The organism is Pseudactinotalea terrae, assembly GCF_009733845.1.
In the GTDB taxonomy this organism is placed as follows: Bacteria; Actinomycetota; Actinomycetes; order Actinomycetales; family Beutenbergiaceae; genus Pseudactinotalea; species Pseudactinotalea terrae.
Window position 1 is genome coordinate 44,604 of the sequence record NZ_WNXZ01000009.1, and the last position, 25,488, is coordinate 70,091.

The 25,488-nt window shown below is 71.8% G+C and carries 25 protein-coding genes; 14 read left to right on the forward strand and 11 right to left on the reverse strand.

The features are described 5' to 3' along the window. Nucleotides 1-29: 29 nt before the first annotated feature. Entirely contained in the window at nt 30-1,358 is a 1,329-nt protein-coding gene (locus tag GPA03_RS20945; RefSeq protein WP_156254009.1) for a family 4 glycosyl hydrolase, read from the forward strand. 19 nt (nt 1,359-1,377) lie between these two features. Here the strand turns inward: GPA03_RS20945 and cofC are convergent, their stop codons facing one another. From cofC to GPA03_RS20960, 3 genes are all read right to left on the reverse strand, one after another. Next, nucleotides 1,378-2,073 (reverse strand): 2-phospho-L-lactate guanylyltransferase, encoded by a 696-nt coding sequence (cofC, locus tag GPA03_RS20950; RefSeq protein ID WP_156254010.1) that lies wholly within the window; start codon nt 2,071-2,073, stop codon nt 1,378-1,380. Beyond that, a complete protein-coding gene (gene cofD, locus GPA03_RS20955; protein ID WP_156254011.1) occupies nt 2,070-3,005 on the reverse strand; it encodes a 2-phospho-L-lactate transferase in 936 nt (311 codons plus the stop codon). The genes cofC and cofD overlap by 4 nt, the downstream gene beginning before the upstream one ends. Nucleotides 3,006-3,084: 79 nt before the next feature. Further along, nucleotides 3,085-3,690, reverse strand: a complete 606-nt coding sequence (locus GPA03_RS20960; protein WP_156254012.1) for a nitroreductase family protein — start codon at nt 3,688-3,690, stop codon at nt 3,085-3,087. Between the two features lie 84 nt (nt 3,691-3,774). Between GPA03_RS20960 and GPA03_RS20965 the strand changes: the two genes are divergently transcribed. Both GPA03_RS20965 and cofE read left to right on the forward strand, forming a co-directional pair. Next, nucleotides 3,775-4,800, forward strand: coding sequence for a TIGR03557 family F420-dependent LLM class oxidoreductase (locus GPA03_RS20965; RefSeq protein WP_277755265.1), 1,026 nt, complete (start codon nt 3,775-3,777; stop codon nt 4,798-4,800). Nucleotides 4,801-4,809: 9 nt separating this feature from the next. Continuing rightward, nucleotides 4,810-5,544 carry a coenzyme F420-0:L-glutamate ligase gene (gene cofE / locus GPA03_RS20970; protein ID WP_156254013.1) on the forward strand — a complete coding sequence of 245 codons (735 nt, stop codon included), beginning with the start codon at nt 4,810-4,812 and terminating at the stop codon, nt 5,542-5,544. A 15-nt stretch (nt 5,545-5,559) separates the two neighbouring features. On the opposite strand, the gene GPA03_RS20975 is transcribed toward cofE, so the two are convergent. Next, nucleotides 5,560-6,375, reverse strand: a complete 816-nt coding sequence (locus tag GPA03_RS20975) for a phytanoyl-CoA dioxygenase family protein (protein WP_156254014.1) — start codon at nt 6,373-6,375, stop codon at nt 5,560-5,562. Nucleotides 6,376-6,446: 71 nt separating this feature from the next. Between GPA03_RS20975 and GPA03_RS20980 the strand changes: the two genes are divergently transcribed. Genes GPA03_RS20980 through GPA03_RS20995 form a run of 4 tightly spaced genes read left to right on the forward strand, consistent with a single transcriptional unit; the run spans nt 6,447 to nt 9,695 of the window. Continuing rightward, nucleotides 6,447-7,283, forward strand: coding sequence for a helix-turn-helix domain-containing protein (locus tag GPA03_RS20980; RefSeq protein ID WP_156254015.1), 837 nt, complete (start codon nt 6,447-6,449; stop codon nt 7,281-7,283). Nucleotides 7,284-7,342: 59 nt separating this feature from the next. Continuing rightward, the gene (locus GPA03_RS20985; protein WP_156254016.1) at nt 7,343-8,320 is read left to right on the forward strand and encodes an NAD-dependent epimerase/dehydratase family protein; all 978 of its coding nucleotides are present in this window, start codon (nt 7,343-7,345) and stop codon (nt 8,318-8,320) included. Nucleotides 8,321-8,358: 38 nt separating this feature from the next. Then, nucleotides 8,359-8,943, forward strand: a complete 585-nt coding sequence (locus GPA03_RS20990; RefSeq protein WP_156254084.1) for an ASCH domain-containing protein — start codon at nt 8,359-8,361, stop codon at nt 8,941-8,943. Then, nucleotides 8,940-9,695, forward strand: coding sequence for an MBL fold metallo-hydrolase (locus tag GPA03_RS20995; RefSeq protein ID WP_156254017.1), 756 nt, complete (start codon nt 8,940-8,942; stop codon nt 9,693-9,695). The genes GPA03_RS20990 and GPA03_RS20995 overlap by 4 nt, the downstream gene beginning before the upstream one ends. A gap of 484 nt (nt 9,696-10,179) precedes the next feature. Here the strand turns inward: GPA03_RS20995 and GPA03_RS21000 are convergent, their stop codons facing one another. From GPA03_RS21000 to GPA03_RS21020, 5 genes are all read right to left on the reverse strand, one after another. Continuing rightward, nucleotides 10,180-10,983 (reverse strand): ABC transporter ATP-binding protein, encoded by an 804-nt coding sequence (locus tag GPA03_RS21000; protein ID WP_241681431.1) that lies wholly within the window; start codon nt 10,981-10,983, stop codon nt 10,180-10,182. Then, entirely contained in the window at nt 10,980-12,101 is a 1,122-nt protein-coding gene (locus GPA03_RS21005) for an iron chelate uptake ABC transporter family permease subunit (protein WP_156254018.1), read from the reverse strand. The genes GPA03_RS21000 and GPA03_RS21005 overlap by 4 nt, the downstream gene beginning before the upstream one ends. Beyond that, nucleotides 12,098-13,102 carry a putative F420-0 ABC transporter substrate-binding protein gene (locus tag GPA03_RS21010; RefSeq protein ID WP_156254019.1) on the reverse strand — a complete coding sequence of 335 codons (1,005 nt, stop codon included), beginning with the start codon at nt 13,100-13,102 and terminating at the stop codon, nt 12,098-12,100. The genes GPA03_RS21005 and GPA03_RS21010 overlap by 4 nt, the downstream gene beginning before the upstream one ends. Before the next feature lie 145 nt (nt 13,103-13,247). After that, nucleotides 13,248-14,030, reverse strand: coding sequence for a hypothetical protein (locus GPA03_RS21015; RefSeq protein WP_156254020.1), 783 nt, complete (start codon nt 14,028-14,030; stop codon nt 13,248-13,250). Further along, entirely contained in the window at nt 14,027-14,527 is a 501-nt protein-coding gene (locus tag GPA03_RS21020; RefSeq protein WP_156254021.1) for an RNA polymerase sigma factor, read from the reverse strand. The genes GPA03_RS21015 and GPA03_RS21020 overlap by 4 nt, the downstream gene beginning before the upstream one ends. A 113-nt stretch (nt 14,528-14,640) precedes the next feature. Between GPA03_RS21020 and GPA03_RS21025 the strand changes: the two genes are divergently transcribed. The 7 genes from GPA03_RS21025 (at nt 14,641) to GPA03_RS21055 (ending at nt 23,433) form a co-directional block, all read left to right on the forward strand. After that, the gene (locus GPA03_RS21025) at nt 14,641-15,333 is read left to right on the forward strand and encodes a hypothetical protein (protein WP_156254022.1); all 693 of its coding nucleotides are present in this window, start codon (nt 14,641-14,643) and stop codon (nt 15,331-15,333) included. A 76-nt stretch (nt 15,334-15,409) separates the two neighbouring features. Then, complete coding sequence (locus GPA03_RS21030; RefSeq protein WP_156254023.1) at nt 15,410-17,026, forward strand: carboxyl transferase domain-containing protein; 1,617 nt, start codon at nt 15,410-15,412, stop codon at nt 17,024-17,026. Between the two features lie 11 nt (nt 17,027-17,037). After that, entirely contained in the window at nt 17,038-19,014 is a 1,977-nt protein-coding gene (locus tag GPA03_RS21035; RefSeq protein ID WP_156254086.1) for an acetyl/propionyl/methylcrotonyl-CoA carboxylase subunit alpha, read from the forward strand. Nucleotides 19,015-19,042: 28 nt separating this feature from the next. Beyond that, nucleotides 19,043-20,224 carry an acyl-CoA dehydrogenase family protein gene (locus GPA03_RS21040; protein WP_156254024.1) on the forward strand — a complete coding sequence of 394 codons (1,182 nt, stop codon included), beginning with the start codon at nt 19,043-19,045 and terminating at the stop codon, nt 20,222-20,224. Between the two features lie 41 nt (nt 20,225-20,265). Further along, nucleotides 20,266-20,760, forward strand: a complete 495-nt coding sequence (locus tag GPA03_RS21045) for a MaoC family dehydratase (protein ID WP_194239548.1) — start codon at nt 20,266-20,268, stop codon at nt 20,758-20,760. Beyond that, nucleotides 20,761-21,573, forward strand: a complete 813-nt coding sequence (locus tag GPA03_RS21050) for an HpcH/HpaI aldolase/citrate lyase family protein (protein ID WP_156254025.1) — start codon at nt 20,761-20,763, stop codon at nt 21,571-21,573. It begins immediately after the preceding gene. A 126-nt stretch (nt 21,574-21,699) separates the two neighbouring features. After that, entirely contained in the window at nt 21,700-23,433 is a 1,734-nt protein-coding gene (locus tag GPA03_RS21055; RefSeq protein WP_156254026.1) for a DUF6345 domain-containing protein, read from the forward strand. Between the two features lie 4 nt (nt 23,434-23,437). On the opposite strand, the gene GPA03_RS21060 is transcribed toward GPA03_RS21055, so the two are convergent. Both GPA03_RS21060 and galE read right to left on the reverse strand, forming a co-directional pair. After that, a complete protein-coding gene (locus GPA03_RS21060) occupies nt 23,438-24,481 on the reverse strand; it encodes a DUF1990 family protein (RefSeq protein ID WP_156254027.1) in 1,044 nt (347 codons plus the stop codon). Between the two features lie 3 nt (nt 24,482-24,484). Continuing rightward, on the reverse strand, nt 24,485-25,483 hold the full coding sequence (gene galE / locus GPA03_RS21065; protein WP_156254028.1) for a UDP-glucose 4-epimerase GalE: 999 nt from the start codon (nt 25,481-25,483) through the stop codon (nt 24,485-24,487). Nucleotides 25,484-25,488: the final 5 nt, after the last annotated feature.

Sequence of the window (25,488 nt, forward strand, 5' to 3'; positions counted from 1 at the left end):
GCGCCCCGCTCACGGGTAGCGTGGCCGGTGTGCAGCTGACGATTCTTGGTGGTGGCGGTTTCCGGGTCCCGCTCGTGATCGACTCGGTGGCGGGCTCCCGAGATCGGGTCGACATCGACGAGATCGTGCTCCACGACCTGGACCTCGGTCGCCTGCAGGTCATCGCGGCCGTCGCCGCGGCGCAGCTGGGCGGGCGGACCGACGCACCCAGGGTGCGGATCGAGACCGACCTGCGCACCGCCGTCGAGAGCGCTGATGTCATCTTCTCCGCGATGCGCGTGGGCGGCACCCAGGGCCGCGTACGCGACGAGCAGGTGGCGCGCGATCTCGGGCTCCTCGGGCAGGAGACGATCGGCCCCGGTGGCCTCGCGTACGCGTTGCGCACCGTGCCGGTGGTCGACGGCGTCGCTCGGCTCGTGGCCGAGGTCGCGCCGCAGGCGTGGGTGGTCTCCTTCACCAACCCCGCGGGCTTGGTCACCGAGGCCATGCGCACCCACCTCGGCGATCGCGTGATCGGGATCTGCGACACCCCGATCGGGCTGCTGCGCAGTGCCGCCCGCGCGCTCCGGCTCCCGCAGCGCGAGGTGACCGGTGATTACCTCGGGCTCAACCACCTGGGCTGGCTCCGGTCGCTGGACCACCAGGGCGCCGACCACCTGCCGAGCCTGCTGGCCGATCGCGACCTGCTGCTGCGGCTCGACGAGGCCGCGCTCTACGACGTCGAGTGGCTGCAGGCCGTGCGCTGCCTGCCGGGGGAGTACCTGCACTACTACGAGCAGGGTGCCGCGCGCGAGCAGACCGGCCCGGGCCGTGCGGAGTTCCTCGCCGCCCAGCAGGCTGCCTTCTTCGACGCGGGCTCCTCGGGCGACCCGGCGCAGCGCTGGAAGGCCACGCTCGCCGAGCGTGAGAACACCTATATGGCCGACGCCCGCACCCGCGAGCACACCGACCTGAGCGGCGGTCAGCGGGAGGGCGGCGGCTACCACGAGGTCGCCGTCGACCTGATGGCGGCGCTGCTCACGGGAACGCCCGCCTGGATGATCCTCAACCTCGCCAACGACGGCGTGATCCCGGCGCTCCCCGACGATGCCGTCATCGAGGTGTCTGCTCACGTCGACGACAGCGGGGCTCGGCCTGCTGGCCCGCACGCCCCGCTGACGCTGGAGCAGCTCGGGCTGGTGACCTCGGTGAAGGCCAGCGAACGGCTCGTGATCGAGGCCGCCAGGACCGGGTCTCGTGAGCTCGCCTGGCGGGCGTTCGCCGAGCACCCCCTGGTGCGGTCGCCCGACCTCGGACGCACGCTGCTCGACGGCTACCTCGCCGCCGAGCCGCTGCTGCGTGAGGTCCTGGACGCCTGACGCCGGTCCCGCCCGGGAGCTACGGGAGGTGGCGGACGTGCTGGCGGACAGCGGCACGCACGCCCTCGGGAAGCTGCGACCAGTCCTGCGTGGTGTCGAGGTCGACGGCCGAGCCCGGTCGGTCGACGACGGCGGCCGTCATCCCGACCCGTCGTGCCTCGTCGAGGTGCGAGGCGAGCGAGTCGGTCCCGAACCGGAAGGCGAAGCGTGCGCCGTCCGCGCCACCGGGAAGCAGGAGGAGGTTGGTGCCTGACCTGTTGCGATCGGTCGCGACCACGACCTGCTCGCCCGGGGCCAGCAGCGCCGCCACGTCCTGCGCGGTGAGGGCCGGCAGGTCGGCGTGGGCCACCAGGACTCGATGCGGGGGGACGTCGAGGCGCGCGGGTGCGGCCGCGAGCACCTCGCGCGCGTGCTCCAGGGCCGGGTTGAGGCCGGGGCGGTCCGCCGGCTGCTCGATCACCTCGATCCGCGGCCCCAGCCGATCCAGCCCGGTCAGCGCCTCACGGGCGAACGTCGGGTCTGCCGTGACCACGAGGACCCGCTCGATCCCGTCGGTGGTCAGCAGGGTCCGCACGACATGCCGGGCGAGCACGCGCACCAGCTGCCGCCGCGAGTCGGGATCGAGCACGGCCGCCAGTCGGGACTTGCCCGAGACGCCGTCGCGGAGCGGGACGACGGCGACCGCGCGGTCCTGCCCGGGCTCCGCGCCGGTCATACCAGCGTCAGCAGCTCGCGTGCGAGCCGCTCGCGGCCGGCCGGTCCACCCATCACCGTGTCGGTGACGTGAACCCTGAGGCCCAGGCCCGCCACCTGGTCGGCGAGGTCGCCGTCGCGCTCGTCGATCACCATGACGTCCACCAGGTCGGCGTAGAGCCGTGCCACGCCCAGAGCCGAGACCTCGTGGCCCAGCGACTCCAGGATCTCGGCCGCCGGGCCCTTGATCGCCCGCCCGCCGATGATCGGGCTGACGGCCGCCCGTAGCCCCGGAGCGGCGGTGAGAGCCGCACGGACCCCTGCCACGGCCAGCAGCGGCTCGATCGACAGGAACGGGTTCGAGGGTGCCACCACGACCAGGTCGGCCGTCAGGGCGTCGAGCACGCCCGGGGCCGGGCGGGCGCCCTCGGCTCCGTCGAGGTGCAGACCGAGAACGGTATCCGTGTGCTGCCGCTCCACGAAGTACTCCTGGAACCCGAGCCGGCCGGCCGGCGTGTCCACCAGGGTCGCGAGCCGGTCATCGGTCACGGGTAGCACCCGGGCGCGCACCCCCATCGCCTCGGCGAGATGGGCGGTGACTGCGGACAGCGGTTCGCCCCTGCGCAGCCGTGCCGTGCGCACGATGTGCGTGGCGAGGTCGCGATCACCGAGCGTGAACCAGGTGTCCTCGCCGAGCTCGCGCAGGGCCGTCAGAGTCGCGTACGTCTCGTCGCGCAGACCCCAGCCGCGCTCCTCGTCGCCGCGCCCGGCGAGCGTGTAGACGACGGTGTCGACATCGGGCGAGACGGCCAGGCCATGGAGCTCGACGTCGTCGCCGACGTTGACGACGACGGTCAGCAGCCCGGTCGTCGCCGAGCCTGGCGCCAACGCGAGGTCGAGGCCGTGGGCGAGCCTCGCACCGCCGACCCCGCCGGCGAGGAGAGTGACATGCACCCGCCGAGTTTAGGGGCCGTCGTCCTGCACCTCGAGAACCCCGGCTCGGACGTCCTGGGCGGGCCACGCTCAGGCTCTCTCACCACCCGCCGCGGTGCACGACCTCCTCGAGCGGCCTGCGCTCGCGACGACCGGCCGAGCCGGCGGCCCCGCCCTCGGCGGGGTGCCCGACGGCGACGACGCCGGTGATCTCCAGCTCGCTCGGGATCCCGAGCTCGGTGCGGACCGCCGCGCAGCGCTGGGGCGGCACGCCGAAGAAACAGGCGCCCAGGCCCTCGTCGACGGCGGTCTGCAGCATGAGCAAGGCGGCCATCCCGACGTCGATGTGCCAGTACGGCGCCGACCAGCGCGCCTCGTCGTCGCCATGGAACCCCTTGTCGTCCTCGGCGTAACGACGCAGGTACGCGGCCCTGGACGCGAGAGCGAGGATCAGCACGGGGGCGGTGCGCATCCCGTCGAGCCATGCCGACATGTCGCGGTCGGAGGAGACCGGGGTGGAGGCCGCCCAGAACCGGTCCCGGTCGTGCGCGGACTCCAGCACCACGAACGCCCAGCCCTGGCTGAAACCGGCGCTGGGTGCACGCACGGCGTTGCGCACGATCCGATCGAGCGCCGCGGCGGAGACCGCCTCGCCGGTGAACCTGCGATGCATCCGGCGCTTCCGGACCACATCCTGGAACTCCATGGGTACCTCGCTGTCGAGCTTGTCGTCGGTGAGAGTCTGGCGCAGGTGGTGGGAGACCGGCGACGGGCCTGGAAGGATCGAGGCGTGGTGAACACCGGGAGGGCCGAGCGCGCCGCCGCGACCATCGGGTATGCGGCCATGCTCGCGCAGTTCGACCCGCGTGAGGTGCTCGACTACTGCGTGCATGCCGAGCAGCACGGGTTCTCGGGCGTGATGGCCGCCGATCACTTCCAGCCGTGGCTGCCGCAGCAGGGGCAGGCGGCCTTCGTGTGGAACGTGCTGACCGCGGCGGGCGAGCGCACCACGGGCGACCTCGGCACCGGTGTGACGGCACCGACCTTCCGGTACCACCCGGCCGTCGTGGCCCAGGCGAGCGCGACGCTCGCCACGATGTACCCGGGCAGGCACTGGCTCGGCGTCGGCTCCGGCGAGGCGATCAACGAGCACGTGGTCGCGCCGTACTGGCCGGAGGCGCCCGAGCGCATCAATCGCATGTTCGAGGCCGTCGACATCATCCACAAGCTGTTCAGCAGCAGCCTGGCGGGCAAGGACCACAAGCACGCGGGCGACTTCTACAGGCTCGAGTCGACGCGGCTGTGGACGATGCCGGAGCAGGCGCCGGAGATCCTGGTCGCCACGGCGGGCCCGGTGACGGCGCGCCGTGCTGGTCGCAGCGCGGACGGCCTCATCACCATGGGCGCCCCGATCGACAAGCTCGCCGCGCTGCTCGCGAGGTTCGCCGCCGGCGCGCGCGAGGCTGGCAAGGACGCCGCCACGATGCCGAAGGTGCTGCAGCTGCACCTGTCGTGGGCGCCCACCGACGAGCAGGCGATGGCGAACGCGATCCAGGAGTGGCCGAACGGCGGCATGCGGTTCCCGAAGGCGGACATCCGCAGCCCGTTCGAGCTCGCTCAGATCGCCAAGATGGTGCGTCCCGAGGACTTCGAGGGCCGCATGGTGATCTCCGCCGACACCGACAAGCACCGCGCCGACATCCAGCGCTACCTCGACCTCGGCTTCGACCGCGTCTACCTGCACAACGTCGGCCGCAACCAGCGCGAGTGGATCGAGACCTTCGGCCGCGACGTGCTTCCCGCCCTCACCACCTAGGAGCTCGAATTGCTGCTCGCCCAGGCGCCCGAGGGGCTGCCTCAGATCACGTCGGGGACCGACCTCGCTGCCGTCCTGACACCCCTGCTGGCGGGGCTGGTGTGGCCCGATGGGTCGACGGGTATCACGGGCGAGGACGTGGTGGTCATCGCCAGCAAGATCGTCGCCAAGGCGGAGGGCCGGCTCGTGCGTGCCGAGGACCGGGAGTCGCTCATCGACGCCGAGTCGGTCCGGGAGGTGGCGCGGCGCGAGAACCCGGACGGCACGGTGCTGCGCATCGTGGAGACGCACCACGGGCTGGTGCTCGCGGCGGCGGGAATCGACGCGAGCAACGTCCCCGCGGGCACGGTGCTGCTGCTGCCGGAGGACCCCGACGAGTCGGCACGCCGGATCCGTCGTGGCCTGAACGTACGCCTCGGCGTGCGGCCGGGTGTGATCGTCACCGACACCGTGGGTCGGCCGTGGCGCCGCGGCATCGCCGACATCGCGATCGGTGTCGCAGGCCTTCACCCGATCGCGGACCTGCGTGGGGTGAGCGACTCGCACGGCCGCGAGCTCCAGGTGACCACGGTCGCGATCGCCGACGAGATCGCCGCAGCCGCCGACCTGGTCAAGGGCAAGGTCGCGGGGCGACCGGTCGCCGTCGTGCGTGGCTCGGGTGCGCGGATCGTTCCCGACGACGGCCCGGGCGCTCGCGCCGTCGTCAGGAGTCCCGAGGAGGACATGTTCCGTACCGGGACGTGACCCGGCGGCTCGAGGTCAGTGCGCGCCGCCCTCCCAGACCTCGCCGCACGGACCGCCGCCGGTGGCCTCGTCGATCGTGACGTCGGCACCCGTGACGGGGTCGACCAGCGGCAGGTAGAAGCGCGAGATCTCGACACTGGCCTGCGGCACGAAGTGAAGGATCAGCGAGCGGCGGAACCGGTCGGCCGAGGTGTTCGGCAGGGACCCGTGGACCATGCTGCCGTGGAAGAACAGCACGTCGCCGGCCGTCATCTCGGTCTGCACGGCCTCCATGCCCTCGGGCGGCCGCACGAGGCCGCTGGTGAAGGACTCCTCGGCGTCGGCCTCCTCGGGGCAGACGACCTCCATCGTGTGAGATCCCGGCACCACGGAGAGGGCACCGTTCTCGGCGTCGCAGTCATCGACCGCGATCCACGCGGCCACGCAGGTCTCGGGATGGGCGCGCAGGAAGTAGTTGTCCTGGTGCATCGCCTGGCCGCGGGCGGTCGGCGGCTTGAAGTAGAACATCGACTGCGCGCCGTACACAGGGCCGACGAGGTCGGTGAGGGTGCCGACGATGCGCGGGTCGCTGAGGTACCTCCGGGCGAGCTGTCCGATCGCCAGGTCGGGGCGACGGTGCGGCTGCATGAAGCGGGGGTAGCGGGCGAGGACGTCGTTCTCGTCGACCTCCCCGATCGCGCCGACGGCGGTGCGATCCCGCTCGACCTGCTCCATGTACGCCTGACGGATGGTCGCGATCTCCGCCGCGTCGAGCAGAGCTTCGACCTGGACGACGCCGTCGCGCTCGTACTGCTCGCGGCGGGTGGTGGGGGCTGTGACGAGGGTTGTCATGCGCCCAGCCTGGCGTGTGCGGCGGTCCGACGCTATGGACGGTCGCGTCACGAACATGGACAATCTGACTCGTGGCAGTGGCGCGGCGCGACGATGCGGGTCCGGTGATCGACGGTGTGCTGCCCGGTCGGATGGCAGTCGGGCCCGGCTTCGACACCGTGCGCCCCCGCGGGGTCCCCGAATGGGTCATCCTGCACACCGTCGGAGGGTGCGGACGGTTGCGGCCCGCGACCTCGCTGGACTGGCTCCAGCTGCCTGCCCGTTCGATCGTGGCCTACCGGCCGCACGTGCCGCAGGAGTACGCCGCGGCACCGAGCCCCGGCGGCTGGGACGTGCAGTGGGCCCACCTGCAGCCGCGCACCGACTGGCTCCCGTTGCTCGAGTGGGCGCCGTGCGCGCCGGGGATCGGTCGGCTCGACCTGTCCCCGGTGATAGCGGAGCGGGTCGAGGCGGCGATGACGCGGGCGATCGCCCACCACCGGACCGGTCTCGCGCAGGCGCGCGCGCTCACGCTCAACGCGATCGAGGAGGCACTGCTGTGGGCGGGATCCGAGCGCTCTCGCAGCGGCCGGACGGACGCCGCGGTGCTCGCGGTGCTGGAGCACGTGGGCGCGCACATCGCGGAGCCCCACACGCTGGACTCGCTCGCGGCCGTGGCCGGGATCTCGCCGTCGCAGCTCGGCAGGACGCTCAAGGCGGCGACGGGGATGTCGGTGATGGCCGCCGTCGAACGGGTGCGGATGGACGCGGCCCGCGAGCTGCTGGACCACACCGACCTGACGGCGGCCCAGGTCGCCACCCGGGTGGGCTACCCCGATCCGCTCTACTTCTCGAGGCGCTTCCGCCGGGACAGCGGGCTGTCACCGCGAGCATGGCGGCGGCGCGCCGAGCCGTCGTCGCAGCCATAGGCGAGGATGGTCGTCCGACCGAACGGCAGCCGCGCCCTCGGCCACGAGATCGGAGCACCATGAGAGTCGTCGTCATCGGCGGGAGCGGTCACATCGGCACCTTCCTCGTCCCGCGCCTCGTCCGGGCCGGTCACGAGGTCATCAACATCAGTCGCGGGACCCGCGTTGCGTATCTGCCGGCACCGGAGTGGGACCAGGTGCGCCAGGTCGTCGCGGACCGGGCGCAGCACGACGCGGCGGGCACCTGGGGCGAGGTGGTGACCGCGCTCGAGCCCGACGTCGTCGTCGATCTGGTCTGCTTCACGCTGACCTCCGCGACGGCGCTTGTCGAGGCGCTGCGCGGCAAGGTCGACCACCTGCTCCACTGCGGCTCGATCTGGCGGCATGGCCCGAGCCGTACGCTCCCGATCGCGGAGGGCTCCGACTCGACCGAGCCGCCGGTCGGTCAGTACGGCATCGAGAAGGACCGCATCGCGCGGATGCTCAAGGACGAGACCGCCGCGGGCGGTCTGGTCACCACCTCGCTGCATCCGGGGCACATCGTGGGTCCGGGCTGGCACCCGATCGGCCCGCTCGGGAACCTCGACCCAGGCGTGTGGACGCGGCTGTCGCAGGGCGGGGTGATCGAGGTGCCGGGCAGCGGCACCGAGGCGATGCACCACGTGCACGCCGACGATGTCGCCCAGGCCTTCGAGCGCGCGATCGAGCGGCGCGACGCGGTGGCGGGCGAGGACCTGAGCGTCGTCGCGCCCACCGCCCTGACTGTGCGCGGCTACATCGCGATCGCCGCGGGATGGTTCGGGCAGCAGGCGACCGCCTCCGGCGTGGGCTGGGACCGGTTCGCCGAGCTGACCACGCCCGAGCACGCCGAGGTGAGCTGGGACCATCTGCACCGCAACCATGTGATGTCGATCGACAAGGCCCGCACCCTGCTGGGGTACGCGCCGCGATACCAGCCCGAGGCCGCCGTGCTCGAGTCGGTCCGGTGGCTGATCGAGAACGGTGAGCTCGACGTCGTGCGGCCGCTGGTGGCCTGACCGGGCAGCAGTCCGCGCGAGAGGATGGTCCCGTGCGGATGCTGATGCGGGACAAGGCTGCGGTCGAGGCGGGGCAGATCACCCTGACGTTCCGGCGGTGGAAGCGGCCGCAGGTGCTCCCGGGCCGGCTGTACCGGACCGTGGTGGGAAGGCTGGCTGTCGATGCCGTCGACACGGTGCCCGCGCGGTCGATCACGCGCGCCGACGCGGTCCGCGCCGGCTACCCGAGCGCGGCGGCGCTGCTGCGTGAGCTGCCGGGCGAGCCGGGGCTGCCGATCTACCGCGTCGAGTTCCACCTGTACGACGGCCCGGACGAGCGCGACGACCTGGCCCAGGCCGCCGACCTCTCGCCCACGGACGTCGAGATGATCACAGCACGGTTGGACCGGTTGGACCGGGCGTCGGCGATCGGGCCGTGGACCCGGCAGACGCTCGAGCTGATCGCAGCGCACCCGGAGCGGCGCGCGCCCGATCTCGCGGCGATGGTCGGGCGCGAGCGGGACCCGTTCAAGCTCGACGTCCGCAAGCTGAAGAACCTCGGCCTGACGATCAGCTTCCCCGTGGGCTACCGCGTCTCGCCGCGAGGGCAGGCCTGGCTGACGGCGACGCAGGGGAGCCGGTGACCGCCGTCGAGGTCACCGAGGGTGTCCTGGTCACGACCAGCGCGATCGACGTGACGACCTCGACCATCGTGGTGCGGGGGAGAGAGGTGCTGCTCGTGGACCCGGCGTGGGTGCCGAGCGAGCTGGTGGCGCTCGCCGACCTGCTGCACGCGCGCGGGCTGACCGTGGCCGCCGGGTTCAGCACGCACGCGCACCACGACCACCTGCTGTGGCACCCGCGGTTCGGCGATGCGCCGCGCTGGGCGTCCCCGCGGACCGCCGAGCTCGCCGTCAGCGAGCGCGCAGGCCTGCTCGAGAACATGGGGAAAGGCTGGCCGGACGGTCTGCTGGCGCTGTTCGCTCGGGTCGAGGCCCTCGACGCCGGCCGGTTGCCGGAGCCGTGGGGCGAGGTCGAGCTGGTGGTCCATGACGGCCACGCGCCTGGGCACACCGCGCTCTGGTACCCCGACCGTGGCGTGCTGCTGGCCGGAGACATGCTCTCCGACATCGAGCTCCCGCTCCCGTTCGGGCCCGACGACCTGCCCGCGTACCTGGCCGGCCTGGACGCGCTCGCTCCCTACGTCGCGCGTGCCCAGCTGCTCGTGCCGGGGCACGGCCACCCGACCACCGATCCGCTCGCCCGCCTCGACGCCGACCGTCGCTACCTCGCCGACGTGATCAGCCGCGGCGAGTCGGACGACCCGCGCATCGGCAAACCCGGCATGGCCGAGAACCACGCCCACCTCCAGCGGATGGTTCGAGAGACGCTCTAGCGTGTTCTGCGCACGTGCGTCGTACGTGTGGAGAACACGACAGCGCACAGTGCACCACCCGGCGCGTCGAGCAGGGCAGTCAGGCAGTGCTGGAGGGCTCCGGTCCAGCCGCGGTGGTGCAGGAGGTCGGCGATCCACGAGGCCGTCCGGCACGAGCGTGTGAACACGAGCCCATATGTGACGCGGGCGGTGGGCCGCCGTGGTGGCGAGCTCGGCAAGGTCGCGGGCGTCGTCGTCGTCGCTAGCCTGTAGCGAGCTGTGAAACGCGAGACCCTCGAGCTCGGCGACCAAGGAGTACCGCGGGTAGCGCACGTCCTGTTCGGTCGACCTGCCCCAGCACCGAGCAGATGCCGTCGCGGACTTCGGTGAGCATGCTCTGGAGCACCTTCCGCCCGCTGACGCGGCGCCGATCGCTGAGGGCGGCGAGCACGCGTTCGACCGTCGTCTCGCGGGACTGCAGCACACGAGCAAGCGCCGCGAACGCTCACGCCAAGGGGCTGACCACCAGGGCGCGGCCGTGCGACCCGGTGACCCACTCGCCGCGCACGCGCCAGACGTCGGCGAGCAGGGCGGGGGAGAGCACGTCGGCCGGGTCGCCCACCGCGGCCACCTCGCCGGAACGGAGCACCACGACCTCGTCGCAGGTCTGCGCCGCCTGGGCGAGGTCGTGCAGGGCCACGAGCACCGCCACACCCGTGTCGGCGACCTCGCGGAGCAGCCGCACCATGTCGAGCTGGGCGGCCAGGTCCAGGTGGTTCGTGGGCTCGTCGAGCAGCAGCACCCGCGGTTGCTGCGCGAGCGCCCGGGCGAGCTGCACCCGCTGGCGTTCACCGCCGGAGAGGGTGTCGAAGGAGCGGTCGGCGAGCTCGGTCACGCCGGCACGCTCGATGGCGTCGGCCGCCACCGGGTCGTCGTCGACGGCACTCGCGAAGCGGCGCTCGTGCGGGATCCGGCCCAGTGCCACCACGTCGCGGACCAGCAGCGGCACCTCGGCGTGCGCATCCTGCTCCACGAGCGCGATCCGCCTCGCCCGGTCCCGCCGGCGCATGCCGGCGAGATCGAGCGACATCCCGTCCTCGGTCACGGCGAGCGTGCCCGCGCTCGCCGGCAGCGCGCCCACGACCACGCGCAGCATGGTCGACTTGCCCGAACCGTTGGGCCCGAGCAGCCCGGTCACGGTGCCGGCACGTAGGTGCAACGAGGCGCCTCGGAGCAGGTCGATGCCCTCGACCCGGTAGCCGAGCCCCTGGGCGGTCAGGTCGACGGCGGTCATCGTGGTCTCGGTCATCCGTCACCCCGCCGGCGGCTGCGCAGCAGCAGGAAGGCGAACACGGGCGCACCGAGCAGCGCGGTCAGCACGCCGACCGGGACCTCGAGCGGGGTGAACACCGTGCGTGCCACCGTGTCCGCCCACAGCAGGAAGATGCCGCCTACCGCGGCGCTGGTGCGCGCGACAGCCGTGTTCCCCGAGCGCGTCGGGCCGAGCAGCAGCCGCACCACGTGCGGCACCGTGAGACCGACGAAGCCGATCGAGCCGCTCACGCTCACCATCGCGCCGGTCAGCAGCGCGCTCAGCACCAGCAGCAGCCACCGGGTGCGTGGCACGTTCACGCCGAGCGCGGTCGCGGCGGTGTCACCGAACGCGAACGCATCGAGGGTGCGCCCGAACCCGAGCAGCACGCCACCGATCACCACGAGAGCGACCAGCGCGATCAGCACCGAGCTCCAGCTCGCAGCGCCGAAGGTTCCCATCAGCCAGCCCAGGATGTCGCGGTAGGAGTCGCCCTGCGCCGTCGAGAAGATGATGAACGAGACCCCGGCGGCCGCAGCCTGCCCGACCGCCACCCCCGCCAGGACCGCACGCGTCGCGGTGAGCCGCCCCCCGATGCCGGCCAGGGCGAGCGTGGCGAGCAGCGCCAGCACCGCGCCCACGAACGCGGCCACGGGCAGCGGCACCGCCACGCCGAGGATCAGCACCGCGACCGCGCCGAGCGCGGCGCCCGAGGAGATCCCCAGCAGGTAGGGGTCGGCGAGCGGATTGCGGGTCGCGCCCTGGAGCACCACGCCGCACAGCGCGAGACCGGCGCCCACCAGCACCGCGGTGACGGCGCGCGGGGCGCGACCCTGCCAGATGATCCCGTCGCGCACCAGCGAGAGCGGGTTCTCAGCGACCGTGACCGGAAGCCCGCGCTCGGCGAGCCACGCCGTGACGTGGTGCCACGCCGAGCCGAGCACGTCGAGGGGCGTGATCGGCGCGGGTCCGGTCACCGAGGCCGGGCCGATGACGATCGCCACCAGGATCGAGAGCACGAGCACCACGAGCCCGATGCCGAGCCACGGCACCTGGGGACGACGACGCGCGGCGGGCTGCGCCGTCGTCCTCGCGACCTCCAGGCGAGCGGTCATCCCAGCTCGCTCAGCTGCTCGGTCAGGGTCGCGACCGCCTCGACGTTGCGGATCCCGGCCTCCGTGGCGGCGAAGTCGATCACCAGGTAGCGGCCCTGCTGCACGGCCGGCAGCGCGGCGGTCACCGGGTTGCCCTCGAGCAGCTCGATCTTGTGCTCGGCGCTGTTCCACAGGGAGTTGACCAGGACGATCACATCGGGTTCGGCGGCCGCGATGCTCTCCCATCCCATCGACGCCCACGAGGAGTCGATCCCTGCCGCGATGTTGGTGAGCCCGGCCGCCTCCATGATCATCTGCGGCGCGCCGATGCCGGCCCCCACGAACGGGGTGTCGGAGCCGGACGAGTACCAGACCGTGGTCAGCCCGTCCTCCGACGGGGTCACCGCGTCGAGCGCCTCCTGCTGCTGGGTGACGAGGGCGGCCGCGGCCTCGGGCTCACCGAGGATGTCGCCGGCCTCGAGGATGTGGCTGAACACCGCGTCGAAGGTGAGCGGGTCTGGCCGATAGCCCTCACCCTGGCAGGCGGCCGGTGCCACGTAGGTCGCGACGCCGAGCTCGGCCAGCTCTGCGCGGTCGCCGATCGCGTCGGGTGCGAAGCTGGACTCCCAGCCCGCGAAGACCAGGTCGGGTTCCGCGCCGAGCACGATCTCCGACGACGGAGCGTTCTCTGCGAGGACCGGCACCTCTTCGCCGGCCTCGGCGAGGTCGGCCGGGAACGGGCCGTCGAGGAACGCGGTGCCGATCAGGCGGTCGCCGGCACCGAGCGCCAGCACCAGCTCGGTGGTGGAGGACTTGACGGTGACGATCCGCTGCGGGGCAGACTCGAACGTCACCTCGGTGCCGCAGTTGTCCACCGTGACGGGGTAGGCGGCACCGGGCGGCTCGGCGGGGTCGGTGGCACCAGGAGTCTCGGTGGGACGGGGGTCAGCGGTGCCGGCCGAGCAGGCGGTCAGCAGGAGGGCGAGAGCGGCACCGAGGGTGCCGACGCGGCGAAGAGACAAGAGAGATGCTCCAGGGGCCAGTCGGGCAGGGCGACGTGACCGGCCGCTGCGGCCGGGGACGCCCGGCCAGATCGAGCCGGGAGCGCCGAGGCAGATCGGCCTCGGAGTCCACACACCATCCTAGAACACCTCGGCAGGCACGCCCTTAGCCGTAGCCGAGCCCAGGAGCGAGGAGACCCTCGAGACTGACCGTGCTCTCGCCGTCGGGCGTGGTCAGCAGGAGATCGTCGTCGATCTCGACCTCGCCCGGGAACCAGACCGACCACCAGCCGTCGGCGACGGCGGCGTCGGCGCTCACCCCGTCGGTGGTGGTCACGCGCACACCGGTGACCTCCTCGCTCGCGACGCCCATCACGGTGGTGACCGGGCCCTCGCCGGGGTCGGGGTCCCAGGGCACGCCCGGCACGACGACCAGCGCCGGCGCCTCGCCGAGGTCGAGCGCACCCTCGACACCGGACTCGGCAGCCTGAGTCACTACGAAGAGCTCCTCGCCGGCGGTGCTGATGAGGCACTCCATGAACACGTTGTCGCCGACCAGCACCACGAACGTGTACTCACCACGCCGCTCGGCGAGCACGGGCTCGACCGGGATGGGGGGCGGACCGCCCGCCTCCTCGGGGCAGATGGCCCCGGCTGTCTCGGCCGGCACGAGAGTCGGCTGAGCCACCCAGGTCGCGTAGGCCTGACCGCCGCCCTGGGTGAGCGTCAGCACGAGAGCGAGCACAAGGACCGCCGACAGCGCGGCAGCACCGACCGCCAGCCGGCGCACCGGACGCGACGGGCGCCGCGGGACCAGGTGGGCGACGTCATCCTTCCGAGCACCCTGTGCGCTCGCCCTGATGCGGGCGAGCATCGCCTCGCCGTCGATCTCCGGTGCGCCGGCAGCAGGGTCCAGACCACGGACCGCATCGAGCAACGGCCTCCTCATCGAGCACCCCCCGCACTGCGCTCGAGCAGGTGGAGCAACCGCCGCCTGGCGCGGAACAGTCGGACCGCGTAGGCCGAGGTGGTCACACCCAGGACCTGCGCGGCCTCAGCGTTGCTCAGGTCGTCCCACGCCACGAGTGCTATCACCTCCTGCTCGGTCTCGGACAGCTGGTTCCACGCGTGGGCGAGCTCAGCGCGAGTGGCGATCGCATCGTCGAACGAGTCGACGCGATCGGTCGCCTCCTCCGCGACGCGAACGTGGAGCGCACGCTGTCGTGCCTCCGCTCGATAGGCGTTCCGGATGACGTTGCGTGCTACCCCGAACAACCACGCTCGCTCTTCCCCTGGAATGTCCCGCAACCTTCGCCACGCGACGACGAACGTCTCCGCCAGCACGTCCTCCACCGCGTCGAGGGGGACCCTCCGACGGATGAAGGCGGCCAGATCGCGGTGGTGGCGCCAGTACAGCGCCTCGAACCGCTCCCGGCCGGCCTTCATCCGTCGTCCCGTCCCGCCTCACCTGTGTAGATGTCCGGTCCCTCCACCTGATTACATGTGACGTAGGTCACGTCACGCAGAAGGGTGTACCCACCGTGGTGTATCAATGTCGAATGGTCCAGTCGAACACGCGGCGCGCCGCAGCCGGGATCGTCGCGCTTGCTCTGCTGGGGGCGGCGATGGTGCCGGCCGCCGCAGACACCATCGCCACCGACGAGCTCTCCGACGACGCGTGGTACGCGTTGGCCGACGATGCCGCCGACGAGATCGAGGCTACCGACTGGGCAGCGGTTTCTGCCGCTGATGGCTGCGTGTTGGTCGACGTCACGGTGCGCGAGGTCGTCGACCCGCGGGCCAATGTCGAGGCCGGGGCGCCAGAGGACCTCGTGGTCCCCGTCGTCGAGCGTGAGGAGGTCTGCCCCACGAGCACGACGACGCTCACGTCCGAGCTGGCCTTCGATGGGGGCATGCGCACCAACGTGGCCGTGGGCAGCGACTGCAACGGCACCTCGGGTCCCGGCACGATCTGCATCTCTCGCTCGGGCAGCTACGTCGCCACCAGCTGGCAGTACAACGGCTCCGGCACGGTCAGCGCCTACCTGCGGCTGTACGACATCTCGACCGGTGCGAGCGGCTGCCCCACCGGCAGCACGTTGGCCTCGAGCTCGACGTCGAGCTACAGCTCGGGCACCCGCCGCAGCCTGACGGTGTACTCGCCTTCCTACGACGGCTACTCCTCCTACGTGTGGCGCCACGTCGGCCTGGGGCACTACACGGCCTGGGGCTCGGCGTGCGGGATCTTCTGAGCCGCTGACGCACCACGGCAGGGTGCCGTCATGACATCCTTGCCGCAGCGGGAGACCCCCGCGCGAAGGAGCGTCGATGACGACGAGGACCACGCTCAGCACCGCCGTCGATCCGGCGAGCGAGACGTACAGGACCAACGACGAGAGTCAGCGTGCCCTCGTGGCGGAGCTACGAGAACGGTTGGCGCGGGCCGCCCTGGGTGGGCCTGAGCGCTCGCGCGAGCGGCACCTCGCGCGCGGCAAGCTGCTGCCCCGGGAGCGCGTGGATGCGCTTCTCGACGAGGGCAGCCCGTTCCTGGAGATCGCCCCGCTGGCCGCCGAGGACATGTACGACGGCGAGTGCCCGGCCGCCGGCGTGGTGGCCGGCATCGGGCGCGTGTGCGGCCGCGAGGTGCTGATCGTCTGCAACGACGCCACGGTCAAGGGCGGCGCCTACTACCCGCTGACCGTCAAGAAGCACCTGCGCGCCCAGCAGATCGCCGCGGAGAACAGGCTGCCGTGCCTGTACCTGGTGGACTCCGGCGGCGCGAACCTCGAGATGCAGGACGAGGTGTTCCCCGACGCACAGCACTTCGGGCGGATCTTCTTCAACCAGGCGCAGATGAGCGCGGCCGGGATCCCGCAGCTCGCGGCGGTGCTCGGATCGTGCACCGCCGGTGGCGCCTACGTACCGGCGATGGCCGACGAGTCGGTGATCGTGGCCGGGCAGGGCACGATCTTCCTGGGCGGGCCGCCGCTGGTGAAGGCGGCGATCGGAGAGGTGGTCAGCGCGGAGGAGCTCGGCGGGGGTGACGTGCACGCCCGGGTGAGCGGCGTCGTCGACCATCTCGCCGACTCCGACGAGCACGCGCTCGCGATGCTGCGTGACATGGTGAGCACGCTGCCGCCGCCGGCCGAGCCGGCCTGGCACGTGCGCGAGGCACGGGATCCCGCGGTCGATCCCGCCGACCTGTACGGCGCTGTCCCCGTCGACGTCAACCAGCCGTACGACGCGCGCGAGGTCATCGCGCGGATCGTGGACGGCAGCGAGCTGGTCGAGTTCAAGCCCGAGTACGGCACCACGCTCGTGACCGGGTTCGCGCACATCCACGGCCACCCGGTGGGCATCGTGGCGAACAACGGTGTGCTGTTCAGTGCCAGCGCGCTCAAGGGCGCGCACTTCATCGAGCTGTGCGACCAGCGGGGCATCCCGTTGCTGTTCCTGCAGAACGTCTCGGGGTTCATGGTCGGTACCGATGCGGAGGCCGGCGGCATCGCGAAGGACGGCGCGAAGATGGTGACCGCTGTCGCGACGACCCGGGTGCCGAAGCTCACGGTGGTGGTCGGTGGCTCGTTCGGCGCCGGCAACTACTCGATGTGCGGGCGCGCCTACTCGCCGCGGTTCCTGTGGATGTGGCCGGGTGCGCGGATCTCGGTGATGGGTGGCCGGCAGGCCGCCTCCGTGCTCTCGACCGTGCGGCGCGACCAGCTCGAGGCCAGGGGCGAGGAGTGGGCGCCGCAGGAGGAGGAGGCGTTCGCGGCCCCGATCCGCGAGCGCTACGAGAGCCAGGGCAGCCCGTACTACGCGACCGCGCGGCTCTGGGATGACGGTGTCATCGACCCCGCCGACACCCGCACCGTGCTGGGCCTCGCGCTCGACGTCGTCTCCCGTACCCCGCTCCCGGAGCCCCGCTTCGGGCTGTTCAGGATGTGAGGGCCGTGAGCATGGAGGGGCCCTTCGAGCGTGTCCTCGTCGCGAACCGCGGCGAGATCGCGGTGCGTGTCATTCGCGCCGTGCGGGAGCTGGGTGGCACGGCTGTCGCCGTGTTCACCGGTGCCGACGGCGGTGCTCGCCACGTGCGTGAGGCCGACCTCGCGTACCAGGTCCCCACCTATCTGGACGCAGACGCGATCGTGGCCGTCGCGGTGCGCGCCGGTGCGCAGGCGCTGCACCCCGGGTACGGCTTCCTGTCCGAGAGCCCCGTGCTTGCGGCAGCCTGCGCAGCGGCTGGGATCGTGTGGGTCGGCCCCGACGAGCGCGCGCTCACGCTCATGGGCGACAAGATCGGCGCGAAGGCCCACGTCGCCGCCCTCGGCGTCCCTGTCGTCCCCGGCGTGTCCGACCTACCCGCCCCCCGTTCGACGGACGTGAACGACAGAAACCCGGCGCTCGCGGCTCGGGCGGGCGAGGTCGGCTTCCCGCTGATCGTCAAGCCGAGCGCGGGCGGTGGCGGCAAGGGCATGCAAGTCGTGCACGAGGAGGCCGAGCTGCCAGAGGCGCTCGCGGCCGCCCGCCGGGTCGCCGCGGCGGCGTTCGGTGACGACACGCTGCTGCTGGAGCGCCTCGTCGTGGCGCCGCGGCACATCGAGGCGCAGGTGCTGGGGGACCGGCACGGTCGGATCGAGGTGCTCGGGCTGCGGGAGTGCTCGCTGCAGCGCCGGCACCAGAAAGAGATCGAGGAGGCACCGGCGCCCTACCCCCACGGCGCCGTGCGTGAGGCGATCGCGGCCGCCGCGGCGCAGGTGGCGGCCAGTGTGGGCTACGTGGGCGCCGGCACGGTCGAGTTCCTCGTCTCGGGCGTGGACCCGCAGCAGTGGTACTTCCTCGAGATGAACACGCGGCTGCAGGTGGAGCACCCCGTGACCGAGGAGGTCACGGGCGTCGACCTGGTGGTGGCCCAGCTCCGGGTCGCTGCCGGGGAGCCGATCTCGATCGGGGAGATCGGTGAAGCGGGGCACGCGATCGAGGCACGTGTGTACGCCGAGCGTCCCGAGCGCGGCTTCGTCCCCAGCACCGGGCGGTTGCTGCAGGTCGCCGAGCCGGTCGGCGTGCGCGTGGACTCGGGCGTCAGCACCGGATCGGTCGTCACCGCGCACTACGACCCGATGCTCCTCAAGGTCATCGCCCACGGCACCACGCGTGCCGAGGCGATCCAGCGGCTCGACGCGGCGCTCGCCACCACGGTGGTGCTCGGCGTCCACACGAACATCGCCTACCTCCGCTCGGTGCTGAAGTCGCCCGAGGTCCTCGACGCGACCGCCGACACCGCTTTCCTCGACACCCTCGAGCCGCCGGCGCCGACCGAGCCGGACGCAGGTGTGCTCGCAGCCGCCGCGTGGGCGCTGCGACCGATGCCCGACGGCGGTTCCTCGCCCTGGGCGTCGCGCTCCGGCTGGCGACTGGGGCAGCATCGCGCACCGACGGTCTCGCTGCTCGTGGGCGAGCATGTCCACGACACCCCGATCCCGGCGCAGGCACCGACCGGCGTGCGCTGCGCCGTCGAGCAGGCGACGGCCTGGCTGTGGCACGACGGCGAGTCCTGGCAGATCCGACAGCAGACGCGGGAGGAGGCTGTCGAGCGGTCACGCAGGGAGCGAGCCGGGGCAGCGCCAGACCCGCAGGTCCGTACGCCGATGCCCGGCACCGTCGTCGCGATCCCGGCCACCGACGGTGCGCCGATCGAGGTCGGCGAGGTGGTCGCCGTCGTCGAGGCGATGAAGATGGAGAACCCCGTCACGGCGCCGGTCGCCGGTAAACTCGTGCTTGCCGTCAGGCGCGGCGAGACGGTCACAGCAGACCAGCTGCTCGCCACCATTCACACCCACACGCACGGTGGCTCCGCCCCCGTGGCCCCCGCTGGGGCTCCGCCCCAGACCCCGAGCACATCCCAGACGATCCACAAGATCAGGGATGAACCATGATCCACAAGATCGGACGAAGGAGTCATCGATGGAGTACGGCTTCACCCCCGCACAGCTCACGCTGGTAGAGCAGGTCAAGGAGTTCGCTGACACGGTCGTCGCGCCGGCCTCCTACGACTACGACACCAAGCAGGCGCTGCCCTACGGAATCATCCGCCAGATGGGCGAGATGGGCCTGTTCGCGCTGCCGTTCCCCGCGGAGTACGGCGGGTCGACAGCCGCTGGCGACTACACCGCGTTCTGTCTCGCGGTCGAGCAGATCGGCCGGGTCGACCAGAGCCTGGGCGTCACGCTCGAGGCTGCGATCGGGCTCGGCGCCATGCCGATCCTCCGGTTCGGGTCGCAGCAGCAGAAGGATGCCTGGCTGCCGATGCTCGCCGCGGGTGAGGCGCTCGGCGCCTTCGGGCTCACCGAGGCCGGCGCGGGTTCGGACGCCGGCGCCACCGAGACCACCGCGGTGCTCGACGGCGACGAGTGGGTCATCAACGGCACCAAGCAGTTCATCACCAACTCGGGCACCGAGATCACGCGGCTGCTGACCGTCACGGCTGTGACCGGCGAGGTCACGAAGGATGACGGCAGCACCGGCCCTGAGCTGACGGCGTTCCTGGTGCCGGTGCCGAGCGAGGGGCTGGAGGTGGGCCCCTCGTACGACAAGATCGGCTGGCACACCTCGGACACACACCCCCTGACGCTCACCGACGTGCGGGTACCGCGTCAGAACATGCTGGGGGAGCGCGGCCGCGGCTTCGCGTACGCAGTCGCGTGCCTGGACGAGGGGCGGATCGCGTTCGCGGCGCTCGCGACCGGCGCCGCGCAGGGCTGCCTCGAGGAGGCGATCCGGTACAGCAGGGAGCGGGTGGTGTTCGGGCAGCCGATCTCCTCCAGCCAGCACATCGCCTTCACGATCGCGCGGATGGCTGCCAAGGTCCACACCGCGCGGCTCGCGTGGGTCGAGGCCGCCCGGTTGATGGCAGCGGGGGAGCCCTTCAAGAAGCAGGCGTCGATGGCGAAGCTGGTGGCGAGCGAGGCCGCGGTGGCGTGCGCGCACGATGCGTCGCAGATCTTCGGTGGCTACGGCTTCCTCAACTCCAACGTCGTCGCGAGGCACTACCGGGACAGCAAGGTCCTCGAGGTCGGCGAGGGCACCACCGAGGTGCAGCTGATGGTCATCGCCCGGGCGCTCGGGCTGTCCGGCGGGGGCTTGTGATCTCGTGAGGTGGCGTGCGGGATGATCGAGGTGGAGGGCTGATGGAACACGTGCAGCAGCGAGGGTTCTACCTCGACGAGATCGGCGAGGGCGTCGTCTACCGGCACGCGCCGGGCCGCACGATGACCGAGGCCGACAACGTGCTGTTCTCGACGTTGTCGATGAACCCGCAGGGGTTGCACCTCGACGCGGCCTACAGCGCGTCGCAGCCGTTCGGGCAGCGGCTGATGAACTCGATGTTCACCCTGGCCACCCTCGTGGGCCTGTCCGTGGGTCACCTCACGCAGGGCACGATCGTGGCCAACCTGGGCTTCGAGGAGGTGAGGTTCCCCGCGCCGCTGTTCCACGGTGACACCCTGTACGCGCACACCGTGCTGACGGCGAAGCGGCCCTCCCGGTCGCGGCGCGGGCAAGGGGTGGCGACCTTCGAGCACACGGGCCGGAACCAGGACGACGTGGTGGTCGCCGTGGCCACGCGTACCGTGCTGATGTGGCTCAGCGAGGCCGATCATCTCGCGCACCAGGCGGGGGCGTAGGTGGCCTCGGCCGCGTTCGACCTGGGGCCGGCGCTGCTGTTCTGCCCTGCCGACCGACCGGACCGCTACCGGAAGGCGGCCGAGAGGGCCGACGCCGTGATCCTCGACCTGGAGGATGCGGTCGCACCCACCGACAAGCCCGGTGCGCGGGCGGCGCTGACCGCGCACCTCCTCGATCCTGCGCGGACGATCGTCAGGGTCAACAGCGTGCTCTCGGGCGAGCTCGAGGCCGACCTGCTCGCGCTCGCTGACACCCCGTACCGGACCGTGATGCTGGCCAAGACCGAGTCGGCCTCGGACGTCGGGGCGCTCGTACAGCACGACGTCCTCGCCCTGGTGGAGACCGCCCTGGGCGTGGTGAACGCTGCCGAGATCGCCGCCGCCGACGGCGTGGTCGGGCTGATGTGGGGTGCGGAGGACCTGGTGGCCTCGCTCGGGGGGACCTCGAGCCGGTGGCCCGACGGCCGCTATCGGCACGTCGCCGCGCATGCCCGCTCCAGCGTGCTGCTGGCTGCGGGTGCGCACGGCAGGGCCGCGATCGATGCGGTGCACACGGACCTCGACGACCCGGTCGGGCTGCGAATCGAGGCCGAGGATGCCGTGGCGAGCGGCTTCACCGCCACGGCGTGCCTGCACCCCGACCAGGTCGAGGTGATCCGCAGCGCCTACCGCCCCGGTGCTGACCGGATCGTGTGGGCGGAGGCCGTGCTCACGGCGGCGAGGTCCGAGCCCGGTGCGTTCCGGTTCGAGGGCCAGATGATCGACGAGCCGGTGCTCGCGCTCGCGCGCCGCGTGCTGGCACGGTCGTCCTGAGGCCGCGGCCGACGTCGCACCACTCGCAGACCTGACGGCCCTCCTCCGTGTCCGGTATCACCCGGGACCTGTGCGGCTCTTCTCCTGCAGGCGAGGACCAGCCTCGCTCTGTGAGAGGAGCGCACGATGGCAACGCTGCCAGTGTTCAGCGTGCACGCGGGCCGCGAGACCGATGTCGACGTCGATCGGTTGACTCGAGACGTGCTCGGTGGTCGCGATCTGACCGCGGAGTCCCGAGGCCCCGCGACCACCATCCGTGGACCTGAGGTGCATCTGGACGTCGACCGCGGGCGCGGGGGCGTGTGGGCCGGCGATCTGAGCCGGCTGTGGGACCCGAGCCCGACCAAGATCCCCGGCGTCGGCGCGGTGGCGGAGATCGCGACGGAGGCGATGGAGCGGGTCCACCTGATCCCCGAGCTCGGCCGGCAGTTCCGGCTCACCAAGGGCGAGGTCCGGCAGGCCACGACCGTGACCGAGCGCGCCGGCAAGCGCAGTACCCGCAAGGGTGAGTCGACGTTCGGGAGGGACGTCGTCGTGGACATCTCGGACCGTGACGACATCGTGGGCGACTCGATCCCGATGTTCGGCGGCGGCGGCCGGTTCCGGGCCACGGTCGGCGAGGGTGGACAGGTCGTCGGTGCCCACGGGGTGTGGCGCGATGCCGACGCCGTGGACGAGCGACCGCTGCTGACGCAGGCACAGGCACTCCAGCGGGCTGGGATCAGCACGCGCCGCAAGGACGTCAAGATCACGGGCAGCACGCTCGGGTACTACAGCGCCCCGGCCTTCAGCGGGCAGGAGCTGATGTTCCCGGTGTACGCCGTCACCGCCGATGTGTTGGACGGCGACCGTTGGGTGCCGAGCCGGGTGCGACTGATCCCGGCGACCGACGTGGGGGAGATCGGTGTCCCGGAGCACGAGACCCCACCGCGGGCCGAGGCGAAGGACTTCACCGACCTGAGGCATCTCGTGGTGCCGGGACAGGTGCTGCCCAGCACGCTGACGGTGAGCACAGCCGTGCTCGAGCGCAACGGCGTGCGTGCCTCTGACCTGCTCACCCGCGGGCCGAGCGGCAACGTGTTCGTGAAGCCGCAGCTCGACCTCTCGCTCTACCCCCTCATCTGGGAGGCATTGCGGCCGCGGTCCTTCGGAGCCTCGTGGATCGGGGAGATGGGCGGGCTGGGCGGCAGCCAGGCCAACGCGCAGGGCTTCGTCGACGAGATGACGGCGGAAGGCTGGTCGCGGCGCTTCAACTGGGGCAACGAGGCTGCCTGGAAGTCGGACTGGCTCTCGAACGACGACAACTACGTGGACGACGTCGACATCGTGTTCTACACCGGTCACGCCAGCCCGGACGGGTGGATGCTCGCCAGCGGCGGCAGCAGCGACTGGCTGCACAGCTCCGATGTGGGTCCGTGGCAGGGCAGCCCGTCGGACCACTGGGGCCAGGAGAACCTCGAGTGGGCGATCGTGGCAGCGTGCGGACCGTTGGAGGACGACGCCATCAACGGCGGCGGGAGCGTGTTCTCGCGGTGGAGCGGAGCCTTCGACGGCCTGCACATGTTGCTGGGCTACGCCGCGGTCACCTACGACAACACCGAGGAGGGGCGCCGGTTCGCCTCCTACGCGCGGTCGGGGATGACGCTGAAGCAGGCATGGTTCCGGACAGCGCAGGAGATCCAGCCCGCGACCAACGGATACGGCGACCCCTACGGTCCCGACGTGTACGCCGGTGCGATGTACCTGGGCAGCGCCTCCGGGTCGACCGGCGGTGACCACCTCTGGGGTCACGGGTCTGTCGGTCCGGACATCCGCGGTACCTCGTCGACGTACCGTGCATGCCACTGGTCTCCCTGCTGAGCGATCAGGCCCGGATGGCGCGCAGGAACCTGCGCGCCATCCGCAGCTGCAGTGCGCGTGTGATCGGGCGGCCGAGCCGGGCGTACCAGGCCATGGGCTTGGAGAAGGCCGTGACGTGAAGCCGCACCAGTGCCTGGTCGTCGATCGTGACGACCAGCTCCTCGCGCCCCGACTGCGGGTGTCCCGGCAGGGTCCCGTACGCCAGCCCCCGGCGGTCCGGCTCGTCGATGATCGCGACCACCCTCGAGAAGCCCGTGAACCGCAGGATGGCCACGGGGATCCGCACCCGCAGGACCGAGCCGGGCTCCGCCGTCGGGCTGGAGGCGGCGACACCGATGCCGGACCGGAGGAAGACCTCGTGGCCGAGCACCCGCTCGCTCGCCTGCTCGAACGCTGCGCGGCCGCGCCCGATGACGGCGGACATCTCGTAGCCCCAGTAGCCGGGCGGGCGGACGCGCTCGCTCGCCGGGTACGACAGCTCCAGCCCACGCAGGCGCGCCGACTCGACCTCGTCGAGGGAGTCGGCAGGGGCGAGCGCACGCAGGTACCGCTCGGTCGCGAGGTCCTGCAGCCACCGGGTCACCGGCCCGCCGAGACGGGCGTACCAGCTCACCGGCCTGCTGAAGGCAGCGATCTCGAGGCGAACCGTGCCCGCCCCGTCGATCGTCACCACGAACGACTCCTGACCCGATTCCGGGTGACCCGGCAGCGTGCCGTAGCTGAAACCGGCGCGATCGGGTTGATCGATGACCTCCACCACGCGGCAGTACGCCTGGATGCGCAGGGGTCCGACGGGGATGCGCAGCCGCGCCACGGTTCCCATCTCGACGCGGGGCTCCGAGGCCGCCACGGCGTAGCCCGAGCGCAGCTGGACCTGCCAGCCGAGCACCGCCTCCACAGCCGCGGTGAACGACTGCCTGCCGTGCCCGATCACTGCCGACCGGGAGAAGGTGAGGTACCCGACGGGCGTGCCGCCGACCACGGGGTAGGTGACCGCCGAACCACGCAGCCGCTCCGACTCGGCCGCGCTGAGCCGGGTGAGCCGCACGCGCTACGCGCCCAGCCGTTCCGGGCGGATCTTCGCCCACTCGAGAGCGGTGCGGATGGCGTCGGCGATCGAGAGCTCGGCCTTCCATCCGAGCTTCTCCAGCGCGAGGCCGGAGGTGGTGTAGCAGCCGATCACGTCACCGGGGCGGGGCGGGCCCTCGACCACGTTGAGGTTGCCCTCGCCCACCACCTCGGTGAAGGCGGCGACCAGCTCGCGCACGGTCGATCCCGTCCCGGTGCCGATGTTGATGACCGTGTACGGCTCCTCGGGAGTGCACACCGCGTCGAAGTGCTCGAGCGCCGCCACGTGCGCCTTGGCGAGATCCCACACGTGGATGTAGTCGCGGATCGCGGAGCCGTCGCGGGTGGCCCAGTCCACCCCGGTGATCGTGAACACGTCGCCGTAGGTGTAGGCGTCGACGAGCTTTCCCAGCGCGTGCGATGGCTTCGGGTTCTGGAGCCCGGTGCGCAGGTCGGGGTCGCCCCCGACCGGGTTGAAGTAGCGCAGCGAGAGCGTGCGGAGGTCGGTCGCCGCCGCCACGTCGGCCATGATCCGCTCGCAGAGCATCTTCGACGCCGCGTACGGGCTCTGCGGGTTGAGCGCCGAGGTCTCGTTCACCGTGAGGTCGGGCTCCGGCTCGTAGATCGAGGCCGACGAGCTGAACAGCAGCCGGGTGCAGCCCGCGCGCCGCAGCGAGTCGAGCAGCTCGATCGTCTTGGACACGTTGTTGCGGTAGTACCCGATCGGGTCCGCGACCGACTCCGGCACCACGATCTTGGCCGCGCAGTGCACGGTCGCCTCGATGTCCGGGTGCTCGGCGAAGATCCGAGCGACGAGGGCGTGATCGGCGATATCACCCTCGTACAGGGTGGTGCCCTCGGTGAACTCGCGCCGCCCGGTCGAGAGGTCGTCGAGCACGACGACGTCCCACCCCTTGTCCTGGCACGCCAGCCCGATCGTGCTTCCGATGTAACCGGCCCCGCCGGTGATGAGAACCTTCATGCCGC

Coding starts and splice junctions, on each gene's coding strand:
- cofC (WP_156254010.1), bottom strand. CDS start 2,073: ATGACCGGCGCGGAGCCCGGGCAGGACCGCGCGGTCGCCGTCGTCCCG.
- GPA03_RS20960 (WP_156254012.1), bottom strand. CDS start 3,690: ATGGAGTTCCAGGATGTGGTCCGGAAGCGCCGGATGCATCGCAGGTTC.
- GPA03_RS20975 (WP_156254014.1), bottom strand. CDS start 6,375: ATGACAACCCTCGTCACAGCCCCCACCACCCGCCGCGAGCAGTACGAG.
- GPA03_RS20985 (WP_156254016.1), top strand. CDS start 7,343: ATGAGAGTCGTCGTCATCGGCGGGAGCGGTCACATCGGCACCTTCCTC.
- GPA03_RS20990 (WP_156254084.1), top strand. CDS start 8,359: ATGCTGATGCGGGACAAGGCTGCGGTCGAGGCGGGGCAGATCACCCTG.
- GPA03_RS21000 (WP_241681431.1), bottom strand. CDS start 10,983: ATGACCGAGACCACGATGACCGCCGTCGACCTGACCGCCCAGGGGCTC.
- GPA03_RS21005 (WP_156254018.1), bottom strand. CDS start 12,101: ATGACCGCTCGCCTGGAGGTCGCGAGGACGACGGCGCAGCCCGCCGCG.
- GPA03_RS21015 (WP_156254020.1), bottom strand. CDS start 14,030: ATGAGGAGGCCGTTGCTCGATGCGGTCCGTGGTCTGGACCCTGCTGCC.
- GPA03_RS21020 (WP_156254021.1), bottom strand. CDS start 14,527: ATGAAGGCCGGCCGGGAGCGGTTCGAGGCGCTGTACTGGCGCCACCAC.
- GPA03_RS21025 (WP_156254022.1), top strand. CDS start 14,641: ATGGTCCAGTCGAACACGCGGCGCGCCGCAGCCGGGATCGTCGCGCTT.
- GPA03_RS21030 (WP_156254023.1), top strand. CDS start 15,410: ATGACGACGAGGACCACGCTCAGCACCGCCGTCGATCCGGCGAGCGAG.
- GPA03_RS21035 (WP_156254086.1), top strand. CDS start 17,038: ATGGAGGGGCCCTTCGAGCGTGTCCTCGTCGCGAACCGCGGCGAGATC.
- GPA03_RS21040 (WP_156254024.1), top strand. CDS start 19,043: ATGGAGTACGGCTTCACCCCCGCACAGCTCACGCTGGTAGAGCAGGTC.
- GPA03_RS21045 (WP_194239548.1), top strand. CDS start 20,266: ATGGAACACGTGCAGCAGCGAGGGTTCTACCTCGACGAGATCGGCGAG.
- GPA03_RS21055 (WP_156254026.1), top strand. CDS start 21,700: ATGGCAACGCTGCCAGTGTTCAGCGTGCACGCGGGCCGCGAGACCGAT.
- galE (WP_156254028.1), bottom strand. CDS start 25,483: ATGAAGGTTCTCATCACCGGCGGGGCCGGTTACATCGGAAGCACGATC.